Origin of the sequence: Haloterrigena gelatinilytica, from assembly GCF_013342145.1 — an archaeon.
Classification (GTDB): Archaea; Halobacteriota; Halobacteria; order Halobacteriales; family Natrialbaceae; genus Haloterrigena; species Haloterrigena gelatinilytica.
Window position 1 is genome coordinate 3030748 of sequence record NZ_JABUQZ010000001.1, and the last position, 15721, is coordinate 3046468.

Below are 15721 nucleotides of genomic sequence, written 5' to 3' on the forward strand. Positions count from 1 at the left end.
CTGATTGCATTGGTCGCAAATCTGGCCCGTCTTTGCACCGTTGAGCGCCGTTGCCGGAGCGATCTCGCTCATTCAGCATCACCTGGAATCTCCCGGCGACCGCTCTGGTAGCAGTCGAAACATGGGAAGTCGTTGCTGTCACACCAGCATCCGTCTCTATCGCTCGCGGGGGCGTCGAGATGGAACCCCAGTAGTTCTCGATGTATTTCCCGTTCGGTACGCTCTTGACTCTCGGCGTGCGTAGTTGACATTGGTCTTCCTTCCTGAAGGCCACTGTCCGGCGTCCCAAGCGCCGGGCTTTTCCGAAAAGTCAGCCCCGTAGGACAGCCGCCCTCTATTGATTACTACGTTCTATAGAATAATAAGTGTTGGGAATAATGGATCAGTAAATAATAATTCAAAGTTATCTGATCTCAAAAGGGAAACCAGCGCTCTCCCTTCGTTATAAAATCATCACATCACTCACGGTCGCTTAACGCCGCATAATGCCTTCTGACAGAGGGAGTGAAGACCATTCGGTTCAGGAAAGACATCGTCACGCGCCGTCACGCGCCGTCAAACAACGCTGTTACTCGTCGCCTTGATCGGGTTGCGCGGTATCGATGCTATTCGACTGGAAACTGGGCAGTCATTGGAAGAAGTGCCGGAGAGGAATCACCGGATAAGTCTGTAAACGGACCCGATATTCTTCTATAACAGTAGTTAGTAATGCGGTTTCTCTATTCAGAGTTCAGTGCGAAACTCACGGTAAGTACAGATGATGTACATACCATTTACTACTGGTGAGTTACTGTTCACCAGCTCTTATTGAATGGGTTGTAACTCACCCTCACCACAAGTGCAGTCAGAAACACCGATTGGATTCACGTTTCCGTCTGAGTCAATTTGTGAGACGTACATCTCACCACAGTTCGTACAGATGGCAGCGGTTTTTTGCCGTCTACCTTCGGAACTACTCATGATAACTCATGCCACAACATCACGCATCAGTATTAGCCCAAATCAGAGGGGTAGTTAACTAAGATAATTAACTTGTAGCCACGCATAACAATTTGTGGCTCTCCTTTGCAATTACTGGTTCTCCACAGACTGTCCCCCAGATAATCGCTACAAGCCTGCAGTGGACGGCCAAGGGGCTATGCGTGTTACTCCTTAACACTAACATGATCTGCCCCAGCGGATATACACCGTGAATAGGGCAGGTCACGCAGTGAATCGGAACGGCCACGCATCTCATAAACGCTCCTGCACTGAACCACTGAAAATTCATCCCGTTCCGTTGGCTGCGTACACGGTGAGGGCAAATGCAGCGACACCCCTACTGCATTTGCCTTTTGAGAACCGTGACGAAAGGTATGCCGTTAAGTACAGAGGATATAGTTACCAGTACATTCAGCTACCTCTTTGTTCTACATATCTACGTCTTCGAGAACGGACCCATCGTTACTGAGAATACGAAGATCCCCATCGCCACATGTACAAGTCTCATCTCGTCCACTCCCAATAGGCCGTATTTCGCCGTCAGGCCCTAGACGCACCGCATGGGCAGTCCCACAGTTTTCACAGACTGCTGCTGCCCGCTGTCTCTCACCTTCCTCCGTCATATCTGATTTCATGGGAGGATCTGAGTTAACTATTGCCATAGCGGGAGAGATAGTCTCTCGTTGATTAGTTAGACGAGCACTGATCGTTGCAGCGTTAAGAAAAATGCGGGCCATTGAATCGTGGTTGGGCAGTTGATCAATGACCCGCCTCTATCGTAACGTTCCCTGTACGGATAAGAAAGTGGATCAGTCAGCGGCCCACTCAATACGCACATAGCGTTACCATGCCTTTCAGATAGAACTTACCTGAAAGACTATCCGAGAACCCCGGTAGAATTGGCTGGATGATCGTGGGTTAGCGGTCAGTACAGGGGGCACAAAGCTCGTTCGTAATCGGAGAATCAAATCCTGGTACAGAAAGGCACCACACCTTTTCCAGCTGACCGGCAAAGTACCAATCAACGAATGGACGACCGAGTCAGTCGATGGCTGCTCCTCTCAGGGGATCGGTTTACCGTCGCCACTGGGATACTCTTCGCCATGGCTGTGGTGGTGCTTATCCCTCTCTTCTCCCAGTTTGCCATCCGCAATCTCACGCCGTTAGTCTATCTCGCGAGCGCGTTAATCGGGGGGAATATCACGCTTATCACCCTTGTGGTCGCGATCAACCAAGTAATTCTCTCCCAAGAACTGGAATCACCGGGGTCGCTCCGAGACGAGATTGACCAAACGTCCGACTATCGGCAGGCAGCACTCGACCAGCCGGCACCACCGACCGATCCAGCCGACTTCCTGCAACAGCTCCTTCAACAAACCCAAGAACGCGCCGGGTCGCTCACGGAATTTCTCCCCGACTCGACCAGTGAATCGGATACCCACCTTATCGATGAGCTACCGGAGGAATGTGCCCAGATTAGCGAGGAACTCGGGACAGGATCGGATAAGCTCTCTTCGGTGATTGTTCCTCTCCTTGGTATCGAATACGCGACCTACATTCATGAATGCCATCAGCTTGAATCGGCTTACGAGGGGAATGAGGATGAACAACTGCTCTCCACGCTCGATGGCTTGAGCGCGGATTTGAAGAATCTCGACATTGCTCGACAGTACTTTACGACCGCGTTCATGAAGGAAGAACTCGCAAAACTCTCTCGCTCACTCCTGTATGTCGGTGTACTGGCTATTTCTCTCCCAGTGGCGTTACTCCTCCAGCTCACTACCTTTCCCACGGCGTTTGCCCCTCTGCCAATAGTGTTTGTTTTCACTCTCCTCACAGTTTTGGTCGGTCTCGTCCCTCTTGCGCTCCTGATAGCGTTTATCCTCCGGGTAGCAACAGTGGCCCAGCATATCGCGTCAATCACTCCATTCATGACGTAGCAACAACCGCGACTGGGAGTGATTTCGTCGCCGTACGGGAGGACATGTTAGTTGTATCAGGCTACCCAAGAGAGAAGACGTAAGTTGGTTAATAGCACGGATTTCGATCAGTAAGCACACGTAGTTTTCGCTCAGGGATGAAACTCATAATAGCCGATTTATAAGGCGAGAATGGCCAGTATGTGTAGGCTCTGCCGTTTTATCCCGTGAATGAGTACAGCCAGTGTCGATCATGAGCAACACGAACACTGAAACGGGCCGCGATGCTGAATCGACTCGGAACAGAGATGCCCTCAACACGGACACGATGCAGTGGGTGAGCGCGATCGTCGCCTTGGCCGGACTGGGACTCGTCGCCTACCCGTTCATGTTTGAGTCCACGGAGGCGGCAATCTGGAATGACACCCTCACAGGGACGGCGATCTTCCTGCTCTCCGGCTATAACTTCGTCCGTCTGTCGCGGAATCGGCTAGCGAGCGTCGGCGTCGCCTCGCTGGCCACACTACTCGGACTTTGGGCACTCGTCTCGCCAGCGGTCATCGAAATGGGGAGCAGTGAACTCGCGACAGCCACCGCCGCCGGTGGACTGATCGCAGCTGCCCTCTCAGCATACAACGCCTACGCTAACAGCAAGGCTGATACCCCCGAGCATGCCCCCGCTCGCGCTTAAATAAGATCACTAGTTTTTCACCCCCGAAGGGATGAGAACGGGTTCGACAGTTCCTACACCGATCTAATAAAACAACTGCTCACTACGCAGCTGTAGTTACCGAATCGTCCGATTCAGTTTCAGGGAATATCTGAATAAAGAAATCGTGCTACTATCTGCTGATAAGATTATCGCGGCCCAATGTGGCTGTGAAAATGGTTAGAAGAGAAATTATAGAACGGGATGACTGGACGAAAGCGCGATGAACCCCATTCACGATCTATCCGACGGCCTCTCGTAGGAGCCATAGATCATCTCTTCTGTGAAGACACTTGATCGTCAATTCTATTGTTTGTACACCGCGTCTTATACTATGGTACGAGAGACAGACCTTGACCGTGATCGGGATGCGATCCGCAAACTTCTCTACCGACTTCGTCCGGGTGACAAAGTTGCCGTGGCGACCAACGCAAGCTGGAGTGGGGGAAGTGATGGGACGCGGAAAATGCAAATCGAAACAGTGACCCTCGAAACATCACCCGTAGACGGCGAAGAATACTATCGGATCTACGGGAAGGGGAAGAGGCAACGTCAACAGGAAGAGAGCGGGAGTTACGTCTTGATGCCCGAGAAGCCGTCGGGAAAAGGGAACCATCCCGCTCCGGAAGGCTATCACCGTACCCCCAACTCGGATGCCGAGTATCAGGAAACCACTGGGGGTGCGATCACGGGGATCGAAGTGAGTCGATAGCAATCCACTGGATTACGTTCCGGTCTTCTTGAGCGGAAAGCTACTTCACCGTAGCTTAGATCAGTTGGGCGCGCGCCAGATTCACTTGACCGAATACATGATTATCTTATGACCCAATCACAACAATTTCCGGATCTAGGCAGTACACGTGGTTCAAACGCCGATATTCATACCTACAGACGGAAATTTGATAAGTCTACAGCCCCTATGATTATACAGAAACGCCCGACTGCTCTGGGGCGCGTCCGTCTCCCGGTTCAAATCTCTCCAGGATTTTCGGGGGCAGTACCGTCGAAATCCACTGCTGTACGGTCAATGTGGATCGTTTCGGAGAAGTATGCCGCCTCCCGGATTTGAACCGGGGACAGCTCGATCTTCAGTCGAGTGCTCTCCCAGTCTGAGCTAAGGCGGCGCATCTCTATCTCTGTCGATCGTATAAAAAAGGATTTCGAATCGGATCCGGTATGGCAGCCGCCTGCACGAGTATCATTTTGTTTGTGATAAGTGGGGTTAGGAAAACACATCGGAAAGTAACGCGGAGAATACGCTCGAGTTTATCAGTCATTGATCCGTGTCTGTTGGATTTTTAGATATTCAAGACACCCTTTTCCGGGCTGGCGAGTAATATCGTGTTATGGAGGCACTTACCTCGAGTCAGGAGGGACGACAACTCTCGGCAGATACCATCCTCGAACTGCTCGCGAACCGGCGACGGCGGTACCTCCTCTACGCGCTCCGCGGACAGGAAGATCCGATCGAGCTCTCGACGCTGGCCGAACAGGTCGCCGGCTGGGAGCACGACGTGCCCCCGGACGAAGTCGCGAAAAACGAGTACAAGAGCGTCTACGTCTCCTCCGTCCAGTGTCACGTCCCGAAACTGGCCGACGCGGGCGTCGTCGACCACGACGAGGACAACCACACGGTCGTCCTCGGGGACAACTTCGACCAGCTCGAGCCGTACCTCCGCGTCGTCGTCAAGGACGAACCGGAGAATTCGACACTCCACGCCGCGCTCGAACACGAGTCCGGTGACGGCCTCCTGGGACGCGTCCGGGAGAACGTCGCCCGGCTCAAGCAGTAGCTCGACTCGAACCGCCGCCCGAACCGACGACGGCGAACCACGTCGCTCGAGGCACAGTGGCTGTTTTCTCGCAGGGCGATCGTTTCGAACGGCTCGCGACAACCGGTAAGCAGGGACGTGACGACGCTATCAGTGCGTCGGAGCGATTCCAGCTCCGCAAAACCGGTTTCGAGAGAGCTATCCTTACATTACCGACGGGGGCTGTCTTAACAAACGAGTGTCCATAATACGTCATTGGAAACCAGTTACGGGCGTCTCGTGGCAGAGAACGGAGTGGTTCGAGCGACGCGTCGAATCCGAACGGCAGCCACAGCGAGCGGCCTGAATCGGGTTACCGCAACCGACAGTCACCTGATCGTTTCACTGACTGCAACGAATCCTCTACCCGACGAGACGAGTAGTGTATCGAATGCAAGAGCGTCATCGCGACTGGAATGGACATCGTCTCGAGTGGAAGGAACGGAACGCTCTCGTAGTGAGTCGGAAGAGCCCCGACAGATGAGCCGACCGTCCAGCGTGCGGCGTCCGGAGCGCGTCAAACCGGTTGCGGCGAGTCGCCGCCGGCGACGGGGATCGAACGCTCGACCCCCGACTCGACGTGATCACGATTAGGATCCGACGGGACGGCGCGCTGTCGTACGACGGCCGGGACGATCACCGGCCGGCCATCACCAACTGCTCGACCTCGAGGCGAGTCCGGTCCTCGTCCGCCGGCGGCACGCGCGGTGGCAATCGATTCGCGAAGAGCTCTCGACCGCGACGCGGCGCTCGGAACTGACCCACTGGACGGAAACGCACCTCGAGCATCCCGACATCTGCGACCTGCGTTCGTTCGAACCGCCGGTCGACGGGGGCGCGATGCCGGCATCGAACGAGTGAGGCTGATCGGGGCGCGACGGTGGCCCGGCGAATCCGCCTTCGGGAGAGCGCGCAATCGGGCCGCGGGAACCTCTCAACGGCCGGTAGCGGGCCGTAATGCGGTCGCTACCGACTCGCCACGCGGTCGATACCACGAGCAACGATTCGGTATCGCTCGAGTACCGCACGGAGGGGAACGCGTAACTATCCGACCCGAACGTGTCACCCCGGACAGAGTATGCTCGAGTCTCGAGACGAGGACGCGTTCCGACCGGCGCCCGCCGAAGCGGAGTGGGAACCCGAGTCGATGTCCGGCGTCGTCGGCGTCCGCATCGCGACCGGAGAGGAAGACGGACCGTCGTCCTCGGAGTGGCTCTGGTCTTCGCAGTGGCTCGACCTCGTGGCCAAACGCTGACCCGTTCGTCGTCGAGCGATCTTCGTCCGGTTCGGCGTCGGCTCGGCCGGATCGCGAAGGTGAGAATGATCGCCGACGGTCCCGTTCCGAGCGCAGCGTTTCCGGGAGGATATTTGCGGTCGGTGGCGCATGAGAATCGATAGTCCAGGAGTGCACTCTCGTCGCGAGGCTTGGCGGTTGCGCTGGCTCGTACGTTTGAAGAGAGATCGACTCGAGTGCGTTCGAGAGAGACTGGCTCGAGTCGAAGAGGGGCCCGGGCGGGTTCGAACCACGCCGAGACGTGCTCACTACGTTGCGCGCGTCTCGTCTAATTCGAACCGCCCTCTCGTCACGATGCTGTCGCTCACGGGTTGTTCGCGACAGCAATAGTGGGCTCGGGCGGGTTCGAACCACCGACCTCGGCCTTGTAAAGGCCGCGTCATGACCAGCTAGACCACGAGCCCGCATCCGAACCAAATCACCCCGTCCGAATAACCTTTACTTTCTCGCGCTCGAGGATCGATCATGGCCCTCGAGCGCGTCCAGAAGGTCCTCCTGGCGGTTGCAGCCGTCGGCGTGGTCGCCATGCTCGTTCTCCAGATGGGGCTGGTCACGCCGCCGTGGACCGAAGACGAGGGCACCGTCCGCGTCGTCGACGGCGACACCGGCGCGGAGCTCGCGACCGTCGACGTCGCGGTCGCGGACACGCCGAACGAACGCTACACCGGGTTGAGCGACCACGAGTCGCTCGCGGACGGCGAGGGGATGCTGTTCGTCCACGACGACGAGGACGAGCGGACCTACGTGATGCGGGAGATGGACTTCGACATCGACATCGTCTTCGTCGGCGCCGACGGTGAGATCACGGCGATCGAGCACGCCCGCGCGCCCGAAGCCGGCGAGGACGGCGAGAATCTCGAGTACTCCGGCGAGGCGAAGTGGGTTCTCGAGGTGCCCCGCGGCTACGCCAACGAGACCGGAATGGAGCCCGGCGACGAGATCGAAATCGAGTACGAGTGAGACGACGGTCGATCCCCGCAGACCACCGTTTCGATTCGTAGCAAACCCTTATTGGCGGCCGACCCGGACTCGAAGACAATGAGCGGGAGTGGCGTCGACTGGGAGGAGGACGACCCGTTCGAGGAACAACGCGAGGAGATCGAGAACCCGATGAAGCGGCTGTTCCTCGAGTACGGGCGCAACTACACGTTTCAGGCGATCGTCGGCGTCTTCGCGAGTATCTTCGCCCGAATCCTGGATCTGTTGCCGCCGATCATGCTGGCGGTCGCGCTCGACGCCGTGTTCCGCGACGAGGCCGCCAGTTACGCCGAGGCGCTCCCCTTCGGCGGCGATCTGGTCGCGCCGTACATTCCCGCGACCCAGGAGGGGCAGTTCTACCTGACCGTCGGCGTCATCGCCGCCGCCTTCTTCTTCGGCGCGGCGTTTCACTGGCTTCGCAACTGGGGCTTCAACGCCTTCGCCCAGAACATCCAGCACGATATCCGGACCGACACCTACGACAAGATGCAGCGGCTGAACATGGACTTCTTCGCGGACAAGCAGACCGGGGAGATGATGTCCATCCTCTCGAACGACGTCAACCGCCTCGAGCGCTTTCTCAACGACGGGATGAACTCCCTGTTCCGGCTGACGGTGATGGTCGTCGGCATCGGCGCCATCCTCTTCGCCTACAACTGGCAACTCGCGCTGGTGGCGCTGCTTCCCGTGCCGCTGATCGCCGGCTTCACCTACCTGTTCGTCAGGATCATCCAGCCCAAGTACGCCGCCGTCCGCTCGACCGTCGGCAAGGTCAACTCCCGCCTCGAGAACAACCTCGGCGGGATCCAGGTGATCAAGTCGAGCACCACCGAGGACTACGAGTCCGAGCGCGTCGAGGACGTCTCGCAGGATTACTTCGACGCCAACTGGGACGCCATCGAGACCCGGATCAAGTTCTTCCCGGGGCTTCGCGTCCTCGCCGGCATCGGCTTCGTCGTCACCTTCCTCGTCGGCGGTCTGTGGGTCTTTCGGGGGGCGCCCGGTCCGTTCACCGGCAGCCTGAGCGAAGGCGAGTTCGTCGTGTTCATCCTCTACACGCAGCGCTTCATCTGGCCGATGGCCCAGTTCGGGCAGATCATCAACATGTACCAGCGCGCCCGCGCCTCCTCGGCGCGGATGTTCGGGCTGATGGACGAACCGAGCCGCGTCGCGGAGAACCCGAACGCGACGGACCTCGAGGTAACGGCGGGCCGCGTCTCGTACGACGACGTCACCTTCGGCTACGGCAATAGCGGGGCGCAAAGCGCTCCGGAAACGTCGACCGAGGAGCGAAGCGACTCGAGAGACGACGAGATCATCGTCGAGAATATCGACTTCACCGTCGCCGGCGGCGAGACGCTGGCGCTGGTCGGCCCCACGGGCGCGGGCAAGTCGACCGTCCTCAAACTCCTCTTGCGGATGTACGACGTCGACGAGGGGGCGATCACCGTCGACGGCCAAGACGTCCGAAACGTCACGCTCGAGAGCCTGCGCGAGTCGATCGGCTACGTCAGCCAGGACACGTTCCTCTTCTACGGCACCGTCGAGGAGAACATCAAATACGGCACCTTCGGCGCCGATCGCGAGGACGTGATCGAGGCCGCGAAGATGGCCGAGGCCCACGAGTTCATTGAAAATCTCCCCGACGGCTACGACACCGAGGTCGGCGAGCGCGGCGTGAAACTCTCGGGCGGCCAGCGCCAGCGCATCTCCATCGCGCGGGCGATCCTCAAGGACCCCGAGATCCTCGTCTTAGACGAGGCGACCAGCGACGTCGACACCGAGACGGAGATGCTCATCCAGCGCTCGATCGACGAACTCGCGGCGGACCGAACCACGTTCGCCATCGCCCACCGCCTCTCGACGATCAAGGACGCCGATCAGATCCTCGTCCTCGAGGGCGGCGAGATCGTCGAACGCGGCGGACACGAGGAACTGCTCGAGAACGGCGGACTCTACTCGCACCTCTGGGGCGTCCAGGCCGGCGAGATCGACGAACTTCCCCAAGAGTTCATCGAGCGCGCCCAGCGCCGGCAGGCCCGAACGGACGTCAGTACCGACGACGACGATTGATCGGCTCGAGGGCGTTTCGCTCTCCGACCAGCGACGTACTGTCGGAAGAGTGGAGCGTCTACATTCTCGCCTCCGATACCGCCGAGACGCACGACGCGCCGCTCGAGGCGACCGTTGGGGCGGTCGCTCTCGTCGGGAGCGGCGTGTTCGCTCCCGCGCTGTTCACTCTCCGCTGAAAAGGACTAGCGATACCTTTTCCTCCTCCTCGTCTCGATCTCGAGCGACCGGTTCCGCTTCGGACGCGCTCAGAACGACTCCTGTCCCTCTTGGTCGCCCTGGTCCGGCGCGCCCTCGTCCTGTCGCTGTTCGCCCGACGCGGGCGGGGTACGGTCGCTGTAGTTCTTCCGTCCGATCGCCTCGTCGCCGACCATGTTCATGATCGCCGTCTCGACGTCACCGTAGTCCTGGTACTCCTCCTGGTTGAGCGGCCCGATGAGTTCCTCGAGGGTCGTCGTGTTCCCCTCCATCTCGATCTCCTCGTCGCCGTAGCGCTCGAACAGTTCGTCCTCGCTCAGCGGGTAGTCCGCGGACTCGAGGTCGTCGCCCAGTTCGCCGAGGTCGACGCCGAGCTGTCGGTCGTCGTTGGTCATGGACGGCAATTACCCGCACCGCCGGAAACCGGTTGGCCCTGCGTTCGCCACCGGAACCGACGGCGGAGCGACGCGCCGAGGAGGACCGCGCCGACGATACGACGGGAACCGAGGTTCCGAGAGTTTCATGTCCGCCCCGCGGGAGTACTCGCGCATGGACCTACGCGACGCGACGTGGACGGACGTCCGCGACTGCGAGACGGAGCTGGCGGTCGTCCCCGTCGGCAGCACGGAACAGCACGGCCCCCACGCCCCGCTGGGGACGGACGTCGTCGCCGCGGAGGCGGTCGCCGACGCCGGCGTCGAGCGCGTCGACCGCGAGGTCGTCCGCGCGCCCGCCATCCCGGTCGGTATCGCCGAAGAACACCGGCAGTTCCCGGGCACGATGTGGGTCTCCGAGGACACCTTTCGGGACTACGTCCGCGAGGCCGTCGAGAGCCTCGCCCACCACGGCTTCGATCGGGTCGTCATCGTCAACGGCCACGGCGGCAACGTCGACGCCCTGCGGGAGGTCGGCGGCCGGATCACCCGCGACGGCGACGCCTACGCCGTTCCCTTCACCTGGTTCGAGGCCGTCGGCGAGCACTCCGCCGAGATGGGCCACGGCGGCCCGCTCGAGACCGCCCTGTTGCGCCACTGCGAGCCCGACCTCGTCCGGGAGGAACGGATCGAGGAGGCCCGAGACGGACGCGCCGAGAGCTGGGGCGACTGGCTGAGCTATTCGAATCTGGCCTACGACGCGGCGGAGTTTACCGAAAACGGCGTCGTCGGCGATCCCGAAGACGGGGATCGGCAACGCGGTGAAGAACTGCTCGAACTGGCGGGAGACGCGTTAGCGCGACTGCTCGAGGCCGTCGCCGAGCGAGACGTCTCGCGACCCGACCGCCGGGAGTAGCGGTAGCGGCGGTCGCGGGGCGATGCGAGTCGCTCTCGAGTGGCAGCGTCGTTACTCTTCGTCTTCGTCGGACTCGTCTTCGTCAGCGTCGGCGTCAGCTTCCGCCTCCTCTTCCTCGCCTTCCTCGGCTTCGTCCGCGGCGTCCTCGGCTTCGTCCGCGGTGTCCGCGTCGGCGTCGGCGTCGGTGTCCGGACCGGCGTCCTCGAGGGTCCCTCGGAGCGCGGGAATCGTCGACGTGAGTTCGCCGACCTGTTCGCCGGCCTCGGTGATATCCGCGATGGCGTCCTCGAGATTGCCGATCTCCGCCTCGAGGTCGTCGGCGTCCTCGAAGGCGTCGGCGCGCTGGCCCATCGTGAACCACTTCTTCGCGTCCCGGAGGTGCTCCTCGGCGTCGCCGGCGTCCAGCGCGGAGTTGAGGCCGTTGAGCACGCCGAGGACGTTGTCGGCGTCGGTCTCCCAGACGTCGTCGGCATCGGGCAGCGCGGCCCAGCCGTCCTCGAGCGAGGATTCGACGTCTGCGCGCATCTCGTTGGCGGCCTCGCCGAACAGTTCCTCGTCGTCGCCGAATGTCGCTTGGCTCATAGCTCACCCTTCACGGGGACCGGGGTTAAAAGGTCGCCCGAAAGTGAAAGTGAAAACCGACTCGAGCGAGTCGATATCGGCCGAACGGCGACGAGATTTCGAAAGGGAGGTGACTCGTACCCTCGGCGGAGCAGGACTGAGAATGCGCGGTCGAACGAATCGTCCCTATCGGCCAGTAGAGACGGAGACGGTTTCGTTCCCTATTCGGCCAACTGACGGACGGTGGCGCGTGGGACTGCGGCGAGTCATCGAGGAACCGCAGTCCGAACTCGCGCAGAGGATGAGCGAGTGAGCCTGCGAACGAGGGGTAGCGCGGAACCTCCGGTTCCGAAAGGAGAAATCGGTCGGGAAGTGAGTGGCGACCCCCTGTCGCCACGAGCGCAGGGTGCACCTCGTCGTTCGCACGGAATCGCGATCGCGTCCGCTCGCATCGCAACCCCCTTCCCGACCGCACTCGAGCATCCGCGTATGACCGACAGCGACCCCACCGACGCCGAGGCCGCCTGCTTCGAGGCCGGCATCAAGTTCGGCACGCTCTACCACCAGTTCGCCGGGACGCCCGTCGCGCCGGCCAGCGCACCCAGCCTCGCGACCGCGATGGAGGAGGCCATCGAGAACCAGCCCCACTGTACCGACGTCACCGTCGACGTTCGCACCGAGGCGCTCGAGGCCGAACTCGCCGACTCGGCGGCCGATTACACCGAACTGACCGGACGCTTCCTCGAGGTCGAGATCGTCGTCGACTACGAGGGCTGCGAGGTGGTGACCCGAATGGAGATGGACGAGGGCTATCCGCTCATGCGAGTCGAATCGGTTCGCGGTCGCGACTGATTCCGGGAGCGAGCGGACGGATACGATCGACGTTCAGTCTTCCCGCTCGTCGAACAGCGGGATCGAGAACGATCGTACCGAAACGAAGCGTTCTGCTATCGTGGCAACGGGGAATTGCCACTCCCTCCCCAGCCGATTCGCTCGTTCCCACAGGTCACTCGCTCGTCCCTCGCGCGTAGTCGTCGCCGCGCCGTCGCATTACTCAGGCGCGCCGTCAACACGCGCCCCCGCAACGCGGGTTCTCGATCGAGTGAGAGCCGAGCGGACAGTAGCCGTCGCCGTTCGGACCGTATGCTACTACCGACCGAACTGCCGAGGAACCGCATGGTACTTATCGACGCTTTCCCTTCCACCGAACGAATGGCACAGTCAGTCCTGCTTACGGGGGCTGCGGGGCGGGTCGGAGAGGCCATCCTCGGCGGCCTCGCGGACGACTACGAGTGGCGGTTGCTGGATCGGGATCCGCCGACGGAGGACTACCCCGGCGAGTTCGTCGTCGCGGATATCACCGAGGACGAGACCATCCGCGAGGCGATGGAGGGGATCGACGTCGTGCTCCACCTCGCGGGTGATCCCCGAAAAACGGCGCCGTGGGACAGCGTCCTGACGAACAACATCGACGGGACCCAGACGGTCTTCGAGGCCGCCGTCGACGCCGGCGTCGAGAAGGTCGCCTTCGCCTCCTCGAACCACGCCGTCGGCCACTACGAAACCGACGAGCGCACGCCCGAGATGTACCGGGCCGACGACGACTACCTGCTCGACGGGACCGAACAGCCCCGTCCGGGCAACCTCTACGGCGTCTCGAAAGTCGCCGGCGAGGCGCTCGGTCGGTACTACCACGACGAGTACGGGATTTCGGTGGTCAACGTCCGCATCGGGAACCTCACGGAGAACCACCCGCCGATCGACTACGAGCGCGGCCAGGCGATGTGGCTCTCTTACCGGGACTGTGCACACCTCTTCGATCGCTGCATTCAGGCCGACTACGACTACGAGATCGTCTACGGTATCTCCGACAACGACCGGAAATACTACTCCATCGAGCGCGCGAAGGAAGTCCTCGGCTACGAGCCACAGGACAACTCCGCCGCTCACAACGACGACTGACGGTCGCTGCGAGTCCCTCGAGCGGCACCCCTCTCGAGTAGCCTCCGCCGGCACGCTCGCGGGGAAAACCGGCAACCGAAACCGGCGGGCCCCGACGTTTTGGTGTCGGCCGCGTCAGTACGGCCATGGAGTACACGACGCTCGGTTCGACCGGCATGAAAGTCAGTCGTATCGGTCTCGGCTGCATGAGTTTCGGCAGCGGCCGGGAGTGGATGCTCGACCGCGAGGAGGGCCTCGAGCTCATCGAGCGCGCGATCGATCTCGGGATTAACTTCTTCGACACCGCCAACGTCTACTCCACGGGCGAGTCCGAGGAGATCCTGGGCGACGCCCTCGAGGGGTACGACCGCGACGCGCAGGTCGTCGCGACGAAAGTCTTCGCCGAGATGGATCCCGATAACCCCAACGCCAGCGGGCTCTCCCGAAAGGCGATCGAACAGGAACTCGAGGCCAGCCTCGATCGACTCGGCCTCGAGACGATCGACCTCTACCAGACCCACCGCTGGGATTACGACACGCCGATCGACGAGACGCTGCGGGCGCTCGACGACGCCGTCCGCCGCGGGAAGGTGCGCTACGTCGGCACCTCCTCGATGTGGGCCCACCAGTTCGCCGAGGCGCTGCAGACGAGCGAGCGACTGGGCCTCGAGCGCTTCGCGACGATGCAGAACCACTACAACCTGTTCTACCGCGAGGAGGAACGCGAGATGCTCCCCCTCTGTCAGAAGGAAGGGATCGGCGTGATCCCGTGGTCACCGCTGGCTCGCGGCGTCGGTACCCGCCCGCACGACCAGATCGAGTCGACGACCCGCGGCCAGACGGACCAGTACTTAGAGCAGATCCCGTATCTGGAGGGCGGCGGCGAGGAGATCAACGAACGGGTGCAGGAACTGGCCGCCGAGAAGGGCGTCACGATGGCCCAGATCAGCCTCGCGTGGCTGCTCCACAAGGACTGGGTCGACGCCCCCATCGTCGGCACGACTAGCGTCGAGCACCTAGAAGAGGCCGTCGAAGCGCTCGAGGTCGATCTCACGGCGTCGGACATCGCCTACCTCGAGGAGCCCTACGAGCCGCTTCCGATCGCGGGCCACGAGTGACCGACGTGGCGACCGACACCGATAGACCGATCAAAACAGCCCTTCGACGTCGGATTCGCGGGCCTCGCGTCGACCGACGTGATCCGCGAGTCGCTGGTGGATGAGTCCGCGGTGCTCGTCCTCGCGGACGAAATCGAACACCAGCGTGATGAAGCGGCTGTCGTCGTCGCCGGCCGCCAGATCGCGTTCGGCGTACTGCCGGGCCGCGTCGACGGGATCGACGTCGTACCCCAGTTCGTCGGCGAGGACGGGCGCGGCGATCGCCGTCGGTTCGAACGCGAGGTCGGCCGGCGCGGGCGCCGTTCCCTCGTGGACGAGTCGGACCGGCGGCCGGCGCTCGACGAGTTCGGGATCGGCCGCCAGCGCCTCGAGGAACGAACGCACCGGCGGGAGCCGGACGTCGCGGTAGTCGGCCGGTAACTCGGCGAGGTACTCCCGGGCGCTCTCGGCCAGCCCGACGGCCCCCTCCCAGTTGCGCTCGCGGGCGTGGACGACCGCCGCCGTGAACTGGATCAACCCGTGGAGCAGTCGCTCGTCGTCGGTGCCGGCCTCGAGATTCAGCCAGTGATCCTCCCAGGCGTCGTGGGCGGCGTGGTAGTATCCCGCGTTGTAGATCGCGGCTCCCGCCCGGAGCTGGTCGCGCATACCCGGCGTAGGGACTCGAGGCCCGAGACACTGTCGCCGACAAAAACCCGACCGCGGTGGGTGCCGGATACGACCGCCTCCGGCAGGGCGGGCAGACAACTGTGAACAGGGGGACACTGATCGACTCGGTACGGTGATCAGGTGACGGGACGAGCAGCGAGCCCCCGACCGGTTATGTGCCGCCACCGGTCATGGCGGTACTTGCA

General features: G+C 61.4%; 13 protein-coding genes and 2 tRNA genes. 10 read left to right on the forward strand and 5 right to left on the reverse strand.

The genetic code is table 11. The annotated features are described in order from the left end of the window. The first annotated feature begins 2009 nt into the window (after positions 1-2009). Positions 2010-2921 (forward strand): hypothetical protein, encoded by a 912-nt coding sequence (locus tag HTZ84_RS15110; protein WP_174681443.1) that lies wholly within the window; start codon positions 2010-2012, stop codon positions 2919-2921. A gap of 232 nt (positions 2922-3153) precedes the next feature. Next, a complete protein-coding gene (locus HTZ84_RS15115; protein WP_174681444.1) occupies positions 3154-3591 on the forward strand; it encodes an SPW repeat domain-containing protein in 438 nt (145 codons plus the stop codon). Between the two features lie 1068 nt (positions 3592-4659). Here HTZ84_RS15115 and HTZ84_RS15120 read toward each other — a convergent pair. After that, positions 4660-4733 (reverse strand) — tRNA-Phe (locus tag HTZ84_RS15120). A gap of 222 nt (positions 4734-4955) precedes the next feature. On the opposite strand from HTZ84_RS15120, the gene HTZ84_RS15125 reads away from it, so the two are divergent. Both HTZ84_RS15125 and HTZ84_RS15130 read left to right on the forward strand, forming a co-directional pair. Further along, positions 4956-5402 (forward strand): DUF7344 domain-containing protein, encoded by a 447-nt coding sequence (locus HTZ84_RS15125; protein ID WP_126663657.1) that lies wholly within the window; start codon positions 4956-4958, stop codon positions 5400-5402. A 1096-nt stretch (positions 5403-6498) separates the two neighbouring features. Beyond that, positions 6499-6675: a hypothetical protein gene (locus tag HTZ84_RS15130; RefSeq protein ID WP_174681445.1), complete on the forward strand. Its 177-nt coding sequence runs from the start codon at positions 6499-6501 to the stop codon at positions 6673-6675. Positions 6676-7044: 369 nt separating this feature from the next. Here the strand turns inward: HTZ84_RS15130 and HTZ84_RS15135 are convergent. Further along, positions 7045-7118 (reverse strand) — tRNA-Val (locus tag HTZ84_RS15135). A 61-nt stretch (positions 7119-7179) separates the two neighbouring features. Here HTZ84_RS15135 and HTZ84_RS15140 point away from each other — a divergent pair. Continuing rightward, positions 7180-7674, forward strand: coding sequence for a DUF192 domain-containing protein (locus tag HTZ84_RS15140; protein WP_174681446.1), 495 nt, complete (start codon positions 7180-7182; stop codon positions 7672-7674). Positions 7675-7752: 78 nt separating this feature from the next. Continuing rightward, positions 7753-9765 (forward strand): ABC transporter ATP-binding protein, encoded by a 2013-nt coding sequence (locus tag HTZ84_RS15145; RefSeq protein WP_174681447.1) that lies wholly within the window; start codon positions 7753-7755, stop codon positions 9763-9765. A gap of 245 nt (positions 9766-10010) precedes the next feature. Here the strand turns inward: HTZ84_RS15145 and HTZ84_RS15150 are convergent, their stop codons facing one another. Then, complete coding sequence (locus tag HTZ84_RS15150) at positions 10011-10355, reverse strand: DUF5789 family protein (protein ID WP_174681448.1); 345 nt, start codon at positions 10353-10355, stop codon at positions 10011-10013. Between the two features lie 154 nt (positions 10356-10509). Here HTZ84_RS15150 and HTZ84_RS15155 point away from each other — a divergent pair, with 154 nt between their 5' ends. Next, a complete protein-coding gene (locus tag HTZ84_RS15155; protein WP_174681449.1) occupies positions 10510-11250 on the forward strand; it encodes a creatininase family protein in 741 nt (246 codons plus the stop codon). 51 nt (positions 11251-11301) lie between these two features. Here HTZ84_RS15155 and HTZ84_RS15160 read toward each other — a convergent pair whose 3' ends face one another. Further along, a complete protein-coding gene (locus HTZ84_RS15160; RefSeq protein WP_174681450.1) occupies positions 11302-11832 on the reverse strand; it encodes a DUF5790 family protein in 531 nt (176 codons plus the stop codon). A gap of 468 nt (positions 11833-12300) precedes the next feature. On the opposite strand from HTZ84_RS15160, the gene HTZ84_RS15165 reads away from it, so the two are divergent. The 3 genes from HTZ84_RS15165 (at position 12301) to HTZ84_RS15175 (ending at position 14870) form a co-directional block, all read left to right on the forward strand. After that, positions 12301-12663 (forward strand): dihydroneopterin aldolase family protein, encoded by a 363-nt coding sequence (locus HTZ84_RS15165; protein ID WP_174681451.1) that lies wholly within the window; start codon positions 12301-12303, stop codon positions 12661-12663. A 360-nt stretch (positions 12664-13023) separates the two neighbouring features. Beyond that, on the forward strand, positions 13024-13773 hold the full coding sequence (azf, locus tag HTZ84_RS15170) for an NAD-dependent glucose-6-phosphate dehydrogenase Azf (protein ID WP_008892784.1): 750 nt from the start codon (positions 13024-13026) through the stop codon (positions 13771-13773). Positions 13774-13898: 125 nt separating this feature from the next. Beyond that, positions 13899-14870 (forward strand): aldo/keto reductase, encoded by a 972-nt coding sequence (locus tag HTZ84_RS15175; RefSeq protein WP_174681452.1) that lies wholly within the window; start codon positions 13899-13901, stop codon positions 14868-14870. 30 nt (positions 14871-14900) lie between these two features. Here the strand turns inward: HTZ84_RS15175 and HTZ84_RS15180 are convergent, their stop codons facing one another. Then, the gene (locus HTZ84_RS15180; RefSeq protein ID WP_174681453.1) at positions 14901-15515 is read right to left on the reverse strand and encodes a DUF309 domain-containing protein; all 615 of its coding nucleotides are present in this window, start codon (positions 15513-15515) and stop codon (positions 14901-14903) included. Between the last annotated feature and the right edge of the window lie 206 nt (positions 15516-15721).

Bases quoted from the DNA above. Each gene is read 5' to 3' on its own strand.
- HTZ84_RS15110 (WP_174681443.1), top strand. From the start codon at position 2,010: ATGGACGACCGAGTCAGTCGATGGCTGCTCCTCTCAGGGGATCGGTTT.
- HTZ84_RS15115 (WP_174681444.1), top strand. From the start codon at position 3,154: ATGAGCAACACGAACACTGAAACGGGCCGCGATGCTGAATCGACTCGG.
- HTZ84_RS15125 (WP_126663657.1), top strand. From the start codon at position 4,956: ATGGAGGCACTTACCTCGAGTCAGGAGGGACGACAACTCTCGGCAGAT.
- HTZ84_RS15130 (WP_174681445.1), top strand. From the start codon at position 6,499: ATGCTCGAGTCTCGAGACGAGGACGCGTTCCGACCGGCGCCCGCCGAA.
- HTZ84_RS15140 (WP_174681446.1), top strand. From the start codon at position 7,180: ATGGCCCTCGAGCGCGTCCAGAAGGTCCTCCTGGCGGTTGCAGCCGTC.
- HTZ84_RS15145 (WP_174681447.1), top strand. From the start codon at position 7,753: ATGAGCGGGAGTGGCGTCGACTGGGAGGAGGACGACCCGTTCGAGGAA.
- HTZ84_RS15150 (WP_174681448.1), bottom strand. From the start codon at position 10,355: ATGACCAACGACGACCGACAGCTCGGCGTCGACCTCGGCGAACTGGGC.
- HTZ84_RS15155 (WP_174681449.1), top strand. From the start codon at position 10,510: ATGGACCTACGCGACGCGACGTGGACGGACGTCCGCGACTGCGAGACG.
- HTZ84_RS15160 (WP_174681450.1), bottom strand. From the start codon at position 11,832: ATGAGCCAAGCGACATTCGGCGACGACGAGGAACTGTTCGGCGAGGCC.
- HTZ84_RS15165 (WP_174681451.1), top strand. From the start codon at position 12,301: ATGACCGACAGCGACCCCACCGACGCCGAGGCCGCCTGCTTCGAGGCC.
- azf (WP_008892784.1), top strand. From the start codon at position 13,024: ATGGCACAGTCAGTCCTGCTTACGGGGGCTGCGGGGCGGGTCGGAGAG.
- HTZ84_RS15175 (WP_174681452.1), top strand. From the start codon at position 13,899: ATGGAGTACACGACGCTCGGTTCGACCGGCATGAAAGTCAGTCGTATC.
- HTZ84_RS15180 (WP_174681453.1), bottom strand. From the start codon at position 15,515: ATGCGCGACCAGCTCCGGGCGGGAGCCGCGATCTACAACGCGGGATAC.